Here is a 12,103-nt window from a genome sequence, read left to right as displayed (position 1 = left end):
CTAGGCCCCGCCGGCCCGTTTCAACGCCCACCGCGTCAGCGCATCGGCGCCGAGCACGGCGGCCACCGCGATCAGGGCCGCGACCAGGCAGAGCGCCGCCGCGCGCTGTTCGGCGCCGGGCGTCTGGATGGCCTGGTAGATGGCCGAGGGCAGGGTCAGGCTGACGCCGGGAATGGCGGCGGCGAAGGTGATGGTGGCGCCGAACTCGCCCAGCGCCTTGGCGAAACCCAGCACCGCGCCGGCCGCCACGCCGGGCAGGGCCAGGGGCAGGGTCACCCGCGTCAGCCGGGCCCAGGACCCGGCGCCCAGGGTGCGGGCGGCCTGGTCGACCTGGGGGGCGATGGCCTCGATGGAGAGGCGCATGGGCCGGACCATCAGCGGGAAGGCCATGACGGCGGCGGCCAGGGCGGCGCCGGTCCAGTCGAAGGCCAGGACGATGCCCAGCTTCGACAGCGGCTCGCCGAGCAGGCCCTGGCGGCCGAGCAGCAGCAGCAGGGCATAGCCCGTCGCCACTGGCGGCAGCACCAGCGGCAGGTGGATCAAGGCGTCGAGCAGGCCGCGTCCCCAGAACCGGCCCCGGGCCAGGGCGTAGGCGGCGGCGAAGGCCAGCGGCAGGGAAAGCAGAGTCGCCACGGCCGCCACCCGCAGGGACAGCAGGACGATCTCCAGGTCTGCCGCCGTCAGGCCCATCAGGTTCCAGGCGCCGCGAGCATGACCTCGACCATCACATCCTCGGCGGCGAGGGCGCGCAGAGTCGAGACCTCCGGGGCCCTGGTGATGATCCGCACCACCTGGCGGCCGGCGCGGACCAGGGCGGCGAGCGATTTGGGATCGCACTGGTCGGGGGCCAGGCGGCCGGCGTCGCGGCGGGCCAGGGCCAGGACCGAGGCGTCGGCGTCGGTGTCGGCGCAGATCACGTCCGCTTCGGCCAGGGCCCGCGAGGCGCGCAGGGTGAGGAGGTCGCCGGGCCCGCGCCCGGCCACGAAGGTCAGCCGCCCGACCGGCGAGCCGCCGCGCTCGAGCTGGGCCCGCAGCAGGGCTTCGGCGCGGGGCATGTCGCCGGCCATGGCCGCGTCCGCCGCTTCGCCCGACAGCACCGACCGCAGGAAGGCGCGGCGGGCGACCAGGTCGGGATAGGCGGCGCGCACCTCGGCCTGCATCTGTTTCAGCAGTACGGCGACCCGGCCGGCGCCCGGCGGCACCCTGGCCTCGATATCGTTGCGCAGCAGGCCGGCCAGCATGGGGGCGGACCCTGTGGTGCCGACGGCGGCGACCACCGCGCCCCGATCGATCACCGCCGGGGTGTTGAAGTCGCAGAGCTCGGGCCGGTCGACGACATTGACCAGGCAGCCGGCCGCCCGCGCCGCCCCGGCCGCCGCCTGGATGAACAGGTCATCGCCGGTGATGAAGGCGATCAGCGCCCCGCCATAGGCCCCGACGAGGAAGGCCTGGCTGCCTTCCAGCCGCACGATCTGGGCCGGGCTGCCTTCGAACAGGCGCGCCTTGGCCTCGGCCGCCTCGCCGGTCCCGGCGATGACGATGCGGCGGCCCTCGAGGGGGAAGAAGGCGGGGAAGGCATCCATCAGTCCGTCCGGCACCCGCTGTAGGGGCCCCCTGGAAAGCCTTCCAGCATGGCGGTGTCGCCCTTGCCCCAGATCTGGAACGCGCCGTCGCCGTAACGGGCTCCCGAGGCGGCGGGGCGGGCGCCCAGCAGGCGGGTCACGCCGCCGGCGGTAACCTGGACCCGGTCGCCTGGCAGGCCCCAGGCGGCGGTGAAGCGCTTTCCGCCGGCGCAGCGGTAAAGCAGCGTGTCGGCGCTGGTCCCGGGCGCGGCCAGGGCCGGCCTGGGCATCTGCGGCAGGGCGGGCCTGGGCGCCGGCGCGGTCTTCGGGGCCGAGGCCGGCGGCGGCGGACTCGCGCGCCCGCCGTCCGTGCTGGCGCAGGCGGCCAGCAGCAGGGGTCCGGTCAGCAGGGCGGCGAGACGAGCCTTCATTTCTGGGTCTTCAGGTATCCGATGATGGCGCCGCGCGCCTTGGGGTCGGCGACCTTGTTGAACATCTTTGTGCCGGGCGCGAAGGTCGCCGGACCGGCAAGGTAGGCGTCCAGCTGGGCGTCGGTCCAGGCGCCGCCCTTGCCGCTCAGGGCCTTGGAATAGGCGTAGCCCGGCGAGCCGGCGATCTTGCGGCCCGTAACGCCCTTCAGACTCGGCCCGGCCGGACTGTTGGTCCCGTTGACCGTGTGGCAGCTCTTGCACTGGGCGTTGAACAGGGCGGCCCCGTCCTGGGCCTGAGCAACGCCGGCGACGGCGGCAAGGGCGAGGGTCACGGACAGCAGCAGGCGCATGGGAGTCTCCGGATCGATCCAACCTAATTGGAGGAAGTGAACGGCGGCTACAACCTCCCTCCCCCTTACGGGGATACCGGGCCCCGATCCATGAACGTCCGGTAACTAAGTTACATGAGTTTAATATCGTTAAACGATATGTAATTTGATTGAAAAGCGATGCGGCCCTAAACCCTCACTCATGGAACGGCGCTTCCGCCGCTCCGCGAAAACCTGAGAGGGACTACTCAAATGTCGTTTGGAAAAGTGACTTCGGTCGTTGATCGTCTGGCCGTCGCCCTGGTCTACACCGCCGTGGTGCTGGTCATGCCGCTGGCCGCCTACAGCTTCGTCGCTCAATCGCTGTAATCGGCGCCCTTCCGTGAGGCCCGCCGCCGAGGCATGCTCGCCGACTGATGCCGAACAGGGTATCGGACCCGGCGGGCTGCAGGCGCCGCCTACGGAATACAGGCTGCTGAAAGGCGTCACGGTGATGCGAACGTTGGGACCCGGCTCGGTGTCGAGCCTGCTCAAGATCATATTGGACGTCACCTGGTACGTGTTGTGGGCGGTGATCGGCTTCTTTGCCCTGTTGGGCATCGCCATGCTCCTGCTCAGCTTCAACACCGACATCATCGACAAGATCGACATTCCCGAGCTGGGGGACCTGGGTCAGAAGGGCCCCGTCCTCGCCGCCGGACTGTTCGCCGGATCGCTCTACTGCACCGGCATCAACCTCATCGTTGGCAACCTGCGCCGCATCGGCCAGACGCTGACCGCGGGCGACCCCTTCCATCCCGACAACATCGGCCGGCTGCGCCTGATCGGGCTGATCCTGGCGGGCCTGGAGCTCGGCAAGTGGATCTTCTGGGGCGCGGTCGCCCTGGTCGCCCCCGACGTCGACCGCGACAACGGCGGCTGGAGCCTGACCACCTGGTTTTCCGTCATGGTCGTCTTCGTGCTGGCCGAGGTGTTCCGCGAGGGCGCCCGCCTGCGCGGCGAAGCCGAACTGACCATCTGAGGCGCCCATGGCCATTCACGTCCGCCTCGACCGTGTTCTGCTCGAACGCCGCATGTCGCTTACCGAACTCGCCGACCGGGTCGGCGTCACCATCGCCAACCTGTCGATCCTGAAAACCGGCAAGGCCCGGGCGATCCGGTTCTCCACGCTCGATGCGTTGTGCCGGGAACTGGGTTGTCAGCCGGGGGACATCCTCAGCTTCGAGCCGGGGCCGAGCGACTACGGGGACGAGGACGAATAGGCCTGTCGATTTCGGCCAGTGTAGCACGGCTGGCTCAAAAAATCCTCAGTAAAATCAACCTATTGAAGTGCGACAAACGTCCCATTGGAGACCAACGGGACGTCCGCTTTCAACGCGCGAACAACCACCCCGGAACCACCCGGAAACCAATGGGGCCGCTCAGAGGCCGCAGGCGGCCCGCTGCATGGCGAACAGTTCGCCGATGCCTTTTTCGGCCAGGCCGTAGAGGCTCTCGAATTCCGCCCGGGTAAAACCCCGCTTCTCGCCGGTAGCCTGGATTTCGACGATGTCGCCGGCGCCGGTCAGGACGAAGTTGCAGTCGGCCTCGGCCGCCGAGTCCTCCTCGTAGTCGAGGTCGAGGACCGGGACGTTGTCGAACACGCCGCAGGAGACGGCGGCGACCTGATCGATGATCGGATCGGTGGTCAGGACCCCTTCGTCGAGCAGGTATTTGGTCGCCAGACGCAGGGCCACCCAGGCGCCGGTGATCGAGGCGGTGCGGGTGCCGCCGTCGGCCTGGACCACATCGCAGTCGAGGACGATCTGGCGCTCGCCGAGGGCCTTCATGTCGACCACGGCGCGCAGGGAACGGCCGATCAGGCGCTGGATTTCCTGGGTGCGGCCCGACTGCTTGCCGGCGGCGGCCTCGCGGCGGCCCCGGGTGTGGGTGGCGCGGGGCAGCATGCCGTACTCGGCGGTGACCCAGCCGGCGCCCTTGCCGCGCATCCAGCCGGGGACGCCGGTCTCGATGCTGGCGGTGACCAGCACCTTGGTGTGGCCGGCGGTGATCAGGCAGCTGCCCTCGGCATAGCGGTTGACCGCCGTCTCCAGGGTGATCTGGCGCAGCTGGTCGGGGACGCGGTTAGAGGGGCGCATCGGAGGTCCTTGGTCGAAAAAAGCTGGCCGCTTATCCTGTATGCGACGGACGGCGTCCACCGCCCTATATTGAGACCCATGAGCACGCTTATCCCCGGTGTCGGCCAAACCCCTAGCCTGTCGGACCTCGACGGCCGGGCGCGCGACATCTTCCGGCGGATCGTGGAGAGCTATCTGGAGACCGGGGAGCCGGTCGGCTCGCGGACCATCAGCAAGGGCGGCGTGCATCTATCGCCCGCCTCGATCCGCAACACCATGCAGGACCTGGGGGCGCTGGGCCTGCTCAATGCGCCGCATGTCAGCGCCGGGCGGATGCCGACCCATGCGGGCCTGCGCCTGTTCGTCGATGGCCTGCTCGAGGTCGGCGATGTCGGCGAGGCCGAGCGCAACGCCATCGAGGGCCGGCTGAAGTCGCGCGGCGGCTCGATGGAGGAGGCGCTGCAGGAAGCCAGCGCCATCCTGTCCGGCCTGGCCGGCGGGGCGGGGATCGTGGTGACGCCGGCGCGCGAGGCCGGGGTCAAGCATGTGGAGTTCGTGGCCCTTGGCCCCGACCAGGCCCTGGTGGTCATCGTGCTGGAGGACGGGGCGGTCGAAAACCGCATCATGAAGCTGGCCCCAGGCATCACCCCGGCGGCCCTGAGCGAAGCCTCCAACTTTCTCGCCGCCCGCCTGCGCGGCCGCACCCTGGGCGAAGCGCGGGGCGAGATGCACAGCGAACTGGCCCGGGCCCGTCAGGAGCTGGACTCGGTCGCCGCCCGCCTGGTTGAGGATGGCCTGGCCGCCTGGAGCGGCGGCAGCGGTGACGCCCGGGCCCTGATCGTGCGCGGCCAGGCCAACCTGATCGACGCCGGCGCCGCCGAGGATCTGGAGCGCATCCGCCGCCTGTTCGAGGACCTGGAGCAGAAGGAACAGCTGATCGGCCTGCTCGACGGGGTGAAGGAGGCCGAGGGGGTGCGCATTTTCATCGGCGCCGAAACGCGGCTTTTTTCACTTTCGGGTTCCGCTGTGATCGCCGCCCCCTATATGTCGGGCCGGCAGAAGGTGCTGGGGGCGATCGGCGTGATCGGCCCGGCCCGGTTGAACTATGCCCGCGTTATCCCGTTGGTGGACTATACCGCCAGGGTGCTGGGCCAGATGATGGACGGATGAGACTGGTATGACCGACGAGACGACCCCCAACGAGATTCAGGACGACGACACCATCGACTTCAGCGAAGCCGACAGTGAAGTCGAAGCCCTGAAGGCCGAGGTCGCCGCCCTCAAGGATCAGGCCCTGCGCTATGCCGCCGACGCGGAAAACACCAAGCGCCGGGCCGAGCGCGAGGTCAACGACGCCCGCGCCTACGCCATCACCAAGTTCGCCCGCGACCTGCTGGAAGCCGCCGACAACCTCGGCCAGGCGACCGCGCACGCGCCGAAGGATGTCCAGGACCAGGCGGTGAAGAACTTCGTGGTCGGCATCGAGATGACCCAGAAGAAGCTTCTGGAAGCCTTCGAACGCAATGGCCTCAAGCGCGTCGATCCGGTCGGCGGCGAGAAGTTCGACCCCAACCTGCACCAGGCGATGATGGAACAGATGTCCGACGAGGTGTCGGCGGGCGCGATCATCAAGACCCTGCAGGCGGGCTACAGCCTGTTTGGCCGGCTGGTCCGTCCGGCCATGGTCGTGGTCGCCGCCAAGGGCTCGGGCGCCGGCGCGCCGGAGCAGACGGCGGGCGCCAACCCCTACGCCAACGGCGAGGACCACACCGGCGAGGCGGTGGATACCAAGGCTTAGGGTTCCTCCCCCAACGGGGGAGGGGGACCGTCGCGCAGCGATGGTGGAGGGGGTCCCCACCGTCGGTGGCGGCCGGACCTTTGAACGCTGCCGCGGGCTTGGGGAGCGGACCCCCTCCGTCAGTCGCCTGTCGGCGACTGCCACCTCCCCCGATGGGGGAGGAACCGGTTGCGCGAAATCTCGCCGCACAGGTGTGGGTAAGCCCCCGTACCCCTTCCGTCCCGCGCCGTTTCCGTTAATGTCGGCGGTCACCTTTCTTGGCGGGTCGGGCGCGTATTTCCTGATTCGCCCGTGACGCCGGACAAGACATGAAGCTGACCATCGAGCGGGCCGCGCTGCTGAAGGCCCTGGGCCACGTTCAGAGCGTCGTCGAGCGCCGCAACACCATCCCGATCCTGTCGAACGTGCTGCTGTCGGCCGACCGCGAACAGGTCAGCTTCTCGGCCACCGACCTGGACATGGAAATCGTCGACGAGGGCGCCGCCCATGTCGACGTGCCTGGCCAGATCACGGCGCCGGCCCACACGCTTTACGAAATTGTCCGCAAGCTGCCGGACGGCGCCGATGTGTCGCTGACCTATTCGGGCGAGGACCCGCGCCTGCTGATCAGCGCGGGCCGCTCGAAGTTCAACCTGCCGGTGCTGCCGGCCGGCGACTTCCCGGTGATGAGCGCCGACGGCCTGTCGGCCCATATCCAGGTCGACGCCAATGACCTGATCCGCCTGATCGACAAGACCCGCTTCGCCATCTCGACCGAAGAGACCCGCTATTACCTGAATGGCCTCTACGTCCACACGGTGATGGACGGCGGCGAGGCCAAGCTGCGCGCCGTCGCCACCGACGGCCACCGCCTGGCCCTGGCCGAGATGCCGGCGCCGGAAGGCAGCGCGGGCCAGCCGGGGGTGATCATCCCGCGCAAGACCATCAACGAGGCCCGCCGCCTGCTCGAGGACGCCGGCGAGAACGTCGGCTTCCAGGTCAGCGCCCAGAAGGTGCGGTTCGAGTTCGCCGGGGCCTCGGCCCTGACCAGCAAGGTTATCGACGGGTCGTTCCCGGACTACATGCGGGTCATTCCGCGCGACAACCAGAAGATCATGACGGTGGACGCCGAGCTGTTCGCCAAGGCCGTCGACCGCGTCGCCACCATCTCGGCCGAGAAGAGCCGGTCGGTGAAGCTGGCCATCGAGACGGGCCGCATGACCCTGACCGTGCGCAACATGGAGGCCGGCCAGGGCGTCGAGGAGCTGGAGATCGACTACGACGGCGAGCCCTTCGAAATCGGCTTCAACGCGCGCTACCTGCTGGATGTGGCGGGCCAGATCAACGGCGAGACGGCCGAGTTCCGGTTTGCCGACCCGGCCTCGCCGACCCTTGTGCTGGACCCGACGGATGCGGGCGTGAAGTACGTGCTGATGCCGTTGCGGGTGTAGGGGCGCGCAGTTCCTCCCCCATCGGGGGAGGGGGACCATCGCGCAGCGATGGTGGAGGGGGTCCGCACCGGCGGTTCAGCTTCAACAGGCTTACCCGCTGGCCTGGGCGGTGACCCCCTCAGTCAGCCGCTGCGCGGCTGCCAGCTCCCCCGGAGGGGGAGCAACTTGGTCTTGCCGATTCCGCTGACCGCTCCAGTTCCTTGGCGGAACAGCTGGAGCCTCCCCCAATGATCGCCCTCGCCTTCGCCCTGACCCTCGCCGCCGCCGAGCCGTCCCTGGCCGGCGACTGGACCGTAGATCTCTCCAGCAAGCCGGACGAGCCCTACACCAAGCCGATGACCCTGACCCTCAACGCCGATGGCACGGTGAGCGGCAGCTTCTACGAAAGTGAGATTCTGGCGGGCCGCTGGAAGACCGCGCGGGGCCGCACCTGCGCCAGTTTCCGCACGACAGACGGCGCGGGGCCTTATCACACCTCGGTCTGCCTGGTCGGCGATCGGGCGGTCGGTCAGACCTGGGCCGAGCACCGCGACTTCCTCTTCAATTGGGACGCCGTGCGTCGCTGATCCCTAGCTAGAAGGGGCCCGATGTTGCACATAGCGACATTGCAAAAGGCCCCACTTGCCCACCTCCGCCCTCACCTCGCTGACCCTGACCAACTTCCGCTCCTACGAGCACGGGAGCCTGGAGCCGCATGGGCGGTCGGTGTGGCTGGCCGGGCCGAACGGAGCGGGGAAGACAAACCTGCTGGAAGCCATCTCGCTGCTCAGCCCCGGCAAGGGGCTGCGCGGCGTAAGCCTGGCCGAGGTCGGGCGGCGGATGCCCGGCGAGGCGGTCGGGCGGGCCTGGGCGGTCTCGGCGAAGGTTTCCGATGGTGAAGATGAGGTGCAGCTGGGCACCGGCACCGACACGGCCGGCTCGTCGCGGCGGCTGACGCGCGTGGAGGGCACGACCGTGCCGCCCGGCCGGCTGACCGACCATATCCGCCCCGTCTGGCTGACCCCGGCCCAGGATCGGCTGTTCCTCGAGGCGGCCGGTGACCGGCGCCGCTTCTTCGACCGGCTGGTGTTCGCCGCCGAGCCGCTGCACGCGGCCCATGCCGGGGCCTACGACAAGGCCCTGCGCGAGCGGATGCGGCTGTTGACCGACGAGACCGCTGCGCCCGACCCCCTGTGGCTGACCGCCCTCGAGGCCCGGATGGCCGAGCATGGCGCGGCGTTGGCGTCGGCGCGCGCCCGAACGCTTGCCGCCCTGCAGGCGGAGATCGACAGCCGCACCGACCGACCCTTCCCGAGGGCCCGGCTGGCGCTGACCGGCGAGTGGGAGGCGATGGCCGCGCAAGGAGTCGACGAGGCCGAGATTTCAGCCCGCCTGACCCCCGCCCTGGCCGCTTCGAGGGCCCGCGACGCCTCTGCCGGAAGGGGCCTGACCGGCCCTCATCGCGGTGATCTCAGCGTCGTTCACGCCGAAAAGGACCGCCCGGCCGCCGAATGCTCCACCGGAGAGCAGAAAGCCTTGATTCTGAACCTGGTTTTGGCCCAGGCAGCGCGACTTTCTGCTGCAATTTCCGGCCCGAATCCTGTATTGTTGCTGGACGAAGTCGCCGCCCACCTGGACCCGTTTCGACGGGCCGCCCTGGCGGACGAAATCGCGGCGCTGGGTCTGCAGGTGTTTCTCACCGGCACGGACGCTTCGCTGTTCGACCCCTTCAAAGGTCGGGCCCTGGGACTCCGTGTGGAGCCGACCGGCCTGACCGTTCTGGACGACTGAATGACCGACGAAACCACTGGCGACGTTCCGGAGATCAACCCGGACAAGACCCCTCTGTCGCAACAGACCGCCGAAGAGGGCGCCGCCGCCTACGGCTCCGATTCCATCAAGGTTCTCAAGGGCCTGGACGCGGTGCGCAAGCGCCCCGGCATGTACATCGGCGACACCGACGACGGGTCGGGCCTGCACCACATGGTCTATGAGGTGGTCGACAACGCCATCGACGAGGCGCTTGCCGGCTGGGCGACCCGTGTCGAGGTGATCCTCAACGCCGATGGCTCGGCGACGGTCAGCGACGACGGCCGCGGCATCCCGGTCGACATCCACGAGGGCGAAGGCGTCTCGGCCGCCGAGGTCATCATGACCCAGCTGCACGCCGGCGGGAAATTCGACCAGAACAGCTACAAGGTCTCCGGCGGCCTGCACGGCGTCGGCGTCTCGGTGGTCAACGCGCTCAGCGACTACCTGCTGCTCAAGATCCACCGGGGCGGCAAGCAGCATGAGATGCGCTTCGAGCGTGGGGACGCGGTGACCTCGCTCAGCATCACCGGCGATTCTCCGCTGCGGGAGAACGGCGAGCCTCTGACCGGCACCATCGTCACCTTCTTCCCGTCGCTGTCGACCTTCAGCCACATCAATTTCGACCGCAAGACGCTGGAACACCGGCTGCGCGAGCTGGCCTTCCTCAACAGCGGCGTGACCATCTATTTCCGCGACCTGCGCGACGCCGAGCCCTACGAAGAGATCATGCACTACGAGGGCGGCATCGAGGCCTTCGTGCGCCACCTCGACAAGGCCAAGACCGCCCTGGTCAAGACCCCGATGGTCATCCGCGGCCAGCGCGAGAAGGTCCAGGTCGACCTCGCCCTGTGGTGGAACGATAGCTACCACGAGACCATGCTGTGCTTCACCAACAACATCCCGCAGCGGGATGGGGGCACCCACCTGGCCGCCTTCCGGGCGGCGCTGACGCGGGTGGTCGGCAACTACATCGAGAGCTCCGGCATGGCCAAGAAGGAGAAGGTCTCGGTGACGGGCGAGGACGCCCGCGAAGGCCTGACCTGCGTGCTGTCGGTCAAGGTGCCGGATCCCAAGTTCAGCAGCCAAACCAAGGACAAGCTGGTTTCCAGCGAAGTGCGCCCGGCCGTTGAAGGGCTTGTCCAGGAAGGTCTTGCGACCTGGTTCGAGGAACACCCCGTCGAGGCCAGGATCCTGGTCGGCAAGGTGGTCGAGGCCGCCGCCGCCCGCGAGGCCGCCCGCAAGGCCCGCGAACTGACCCGGCGCAAGAGCGCGCTCGACATCACCAACCTGCCCGGCAAGCTGGCCGACTGTCAGGAACGCGATCCGGCCAAGTCCGAACTGTTCCTCGTCGAGGGCGACAGCGCCGGCGGCTCGGCCAAACAGGCCCGCAACCGTGAAAATCAGGCGGTGCTGCCGCTGCGCGGCAAGATTTTGAACGTCGAGCGGGCGCGGTTTGATCGCATGCTCGGCTCCGACCAGGTGGGCACCCTGATCACGGCGCTGGGGGCCGGCATTGGCCGCGACGACTTCAATATCGAGAAGATGCGCTATCACCGCATCGTCATCATGACCGACGCCGACGTCGACGGCGCCCACATCCGCACCCTGCTGCTGACCTTCTTCTACCGGCAGATGCCGGAGGTGATCGAGCGCGGCTACCTCTACATCGCCCAGCCGCCGCTCTACAAAGCGTCGAAGGGGCGGTCGTCGCGGTATCTGAAGGACGATGCGGAGATGGAGATCTTCCTCATCGACGAAGGGGTCGACGGGGCCGAGCTCGATCTCGCGAGCGGCGAGCGGATGACCGGCGCCGACCTGCTGGCCCTGGTCCAGACCGCGCGCGGCGCCCGGGCCAACATCGAACGCCTGTCGGCTCGCGCCCCGGCGTTTGCCATCGAGCAGGCGGCCCTGGCCGGCCTGTTTGCCGAGAGCACCGACGTCGCCAGGGCCGCCGCGAGGCTCGACCTCTACGCCGAGGAAGGCGACGGTCCCTGGACCGGCGAGCCGGCCGTCGGCGGCGGGTTCAGCTTCACCCGCATCAAGCGCGGCGTTTCGGAAAAGGTCGTGCTCGACGACCAGACCCTGCATGCCGCCGACGCGCGCCGCCTGGCCGAACGGGCCGTGGCCCTGGCCGAGATCTTCTCGGCCCCGGCGGTGTTCCGGCGCAAGGACAAGAGCCAGACTGTGCGCGGGCCGCTCGACCTGATGAACGCGGTGATGGAGGCGGGCCGCCGCGGTCTGACCATCCAGCGCTACAAGGGCCTGGGCGAGATGAACCCCGAACAGCTATGGGAAACCACCCTGGACTCGGAAGCCCGCACCCTGCTGCAGGTCAAGGTCAACCACGCGGACGATGCGGATGACATGTTCAGCAGGTTGATGGGCGACCTGGTCGAGCCGCGGCGGGAGTTCATCCAGGCGAATGCCCTGGATGCCGAGGTGGACGTCTAGCGAGGCGACAGATCGAAAGCACAAGCTCTCCCCCCGCGAAGTGGGGGGAGGACAGATTTCGAGCCTAAGCGAGAAATCAGGAGGCGGGCCCTACCGGCGGTAGGGAGGTTCCTCCTGCGACAGGGGTTCCCCCCTCCTGCTTTGTCGCTGGGCGCTCCAAAGCGGTCCTCCCCCCACTTCGCGGGGGGAGAGCT

General features: G+C 68.9%; 13 protein-coding genes. 8 read left to right on the top strand and 5 right to left on the bottom strand.

What is annotated here, in order from left to right:
• Genes modB through AC2YG9_RS07795 form a run of 4 tightly spaced genes read right to left on the bottom strand, consistent with a single transcriptional unit; the run spans position 1 to position 2,343 of the window.
• Complete coding sequence (gene modB / locus AC2YG9_RS07810) at positions 1 to 690, bottom strand: molybdate ABC transporter permease subunit (protein ID WP_487297388.1); 690 nt, start codon at positions 688 to 690, stop codon at positions 1 to 3.
• Positions 690 to 1,583 (bottom strand): NAD(P)-dependent oxidoreductase, encoded by an 894-nt coding sequence (locus AC2YG9_RS07805; RefSeq protein WP_487297387.1) that lies wholly within the window; start codon positions 1,581 to 1,583, stop codon positions 690 to 692. Before AC2YG9_RS07805 ends, modB begins: the two co-directional genes overlap by 1 nt.
• Positions 1,583 to 1,993, bottom strand: a complete 411-nt coding sequence (locus AC2YG9_RS07800) for an MliC family protein (protein WP_487297386.1) — start codon at positions 1,991 to 1,993, stop codon at positions 1,583 to 1,585. Before AC2YG9_RS07800 ends, AC2YG9_RS07805 begins: the two co-directional genes overlap by 1 nt.
• Positions 1,990 to 2,343, bottom strand: coding sequence for a c-type cytochrome (locus tag AC2YG9_RS07795; RefSeq protein ID WP_487297385.1), 354 nt, complete (start codon positions 2,341 to 2,343; stop codon positions 1,990 to 1,992). Before AC2YG9_RS07795 ends, AC2YG9_RS07800 begins: the two co-directional genes overlap by 4 nt.
• 472 nt (positions 2,344 to 2,815) lie before the next feature.
• On the opposite strand from AC2YG9_RS07795, the gene AC2YG9_RS07790 reads away from it, so the two are divergent.
• Complete coding sequence (locus tag AC2YG9_RS07790) at positions 2,816 to 3,343, top strand: DUF2975 domain-containing protein (RefSeq protein WP_487297384.1); 528 nt, start codon at positions 2,816 to 2,818, stop codon at positions 3,341 to 3,343.
• Between the two features lie 7 nt (positions 3,344 to 3,350).
• Entirely contained in the window at positions 3,351 to 3,584 is a 234-nt protein-coding gene (locus tag AC2YG9_RS07785) for a helix-turn-helix domain-containing protein (RefSeq protein ID WP_487297383.1), read from the top strand.
• 159 nt (positions 3,585 to 3,743) lie between these two features.
• Here AC2YG9_RS07785 and rph read toward each other — a convergent pair whose 3' ends face one another.
• Entirely contained in the window at positions 3,744 to 4,460 is a 717-nt protein-coding gene (gene rph / locus AC2YG9_RS07780) for a ribonuclease PH (protein ID WP_487297382.1), read from the bottom strand.
• A 78-nt stretch (positions 4,461 to 4,538) separates the two neighbouring features.
• Here rph and hrcA point away from each other — a divergent pair, with 78 nt between their 5' ends.
• The 6 genes from hrcA to gyrB all read left to right on the top strand — a co-directional run bounded on the left by hrcA (position 4,539) and on the right by gyrB (position 11,909).
• On the top strand, positions 4,539 to 5,609 hold the full coding sequence (gene hrcA, locus AC2YG9_RS07775; protein ID WP_487297381.1) for a heat-inducible transcriptional repressor HrcA: 1,071 nt from the start codon (positions 4,539 to 4,541) through the stop codon (positions 5,607 to 5,609).
• A gap of 7 nt (positions 5,610 to 5,616) precedes the next feature.
• Positions 5,617 to 6,237 (top strand): nucleotide exchange factor GrpE, encoded by a 621-nt coding sequence (gene grpE / locus AC2YG9_RS07770; RefSeq protein WP_487297380.1) that lies wholly within the window; start codon positions 5,617 to 5,619, stop codon positions 6,235 to 6,237.
• A gap of 308 nt (positions 6,238 to 6,545) precedes the next feature.
• Positions 6,546 to 7,667: a DNA polymerase III subunit beta gene (dnaN, locus tag AC2YG9_RS07765; protein WP_487297379.1), complete on the top strand. Its 1,122-nt coding sequence runs from the start codon at positions 6,546 to 6,548 to the stop codon at positions 7,665 to 7,667.
• A gap of 227 nt (positions 7,668 to 7,894) precedes the next feature.
• Positions 7,895 to 8,233, top strand: a complete 339-nt coding sequence (locus tag AC2YG9_RS07760) for a hypothetical protein (RefSeq protein WP_487297378.1) — start codon at positions 7,895 to 7,897, stop codon at positions 8,231 to 8,233.
• 55 nt (positions 8,234 to 8,288) lie between these two features.
• On the top strand, positions 8,289 to 9,437 hold the full coding sequence (gene recF / locus AC2YG9_RS07755; protein ID WP_487297377.1) for a DNA replication/repair protein RecF: 1,149 nt from the start codon (positions 8,289 to 8,291) through the stop codon (positions 9,435 to 9,437).
• Entirely contained in the window at positions 9,438 to 11,909 is a 2,472-nt protein-coding gene (gene gyrB, locus AC2YG9_RS07750) for a DNA topoisomerase (ATP-hydrolyzing) subunit B (RefSeq protein ID WP_487297376.1), read from the top strand.
• The last annotated feature ends 194 nt before the right edge of the window (positions 11,910 to 12,103 follow it).

The organism is Caulobacter sp. SRI_014, assembly GCF_057586315.1.
The sequence above is the reverse complement of the archived record's forward strand: the minus strand, read 5'-3'. Positions and strand labels throughout refer to the sequence as shown.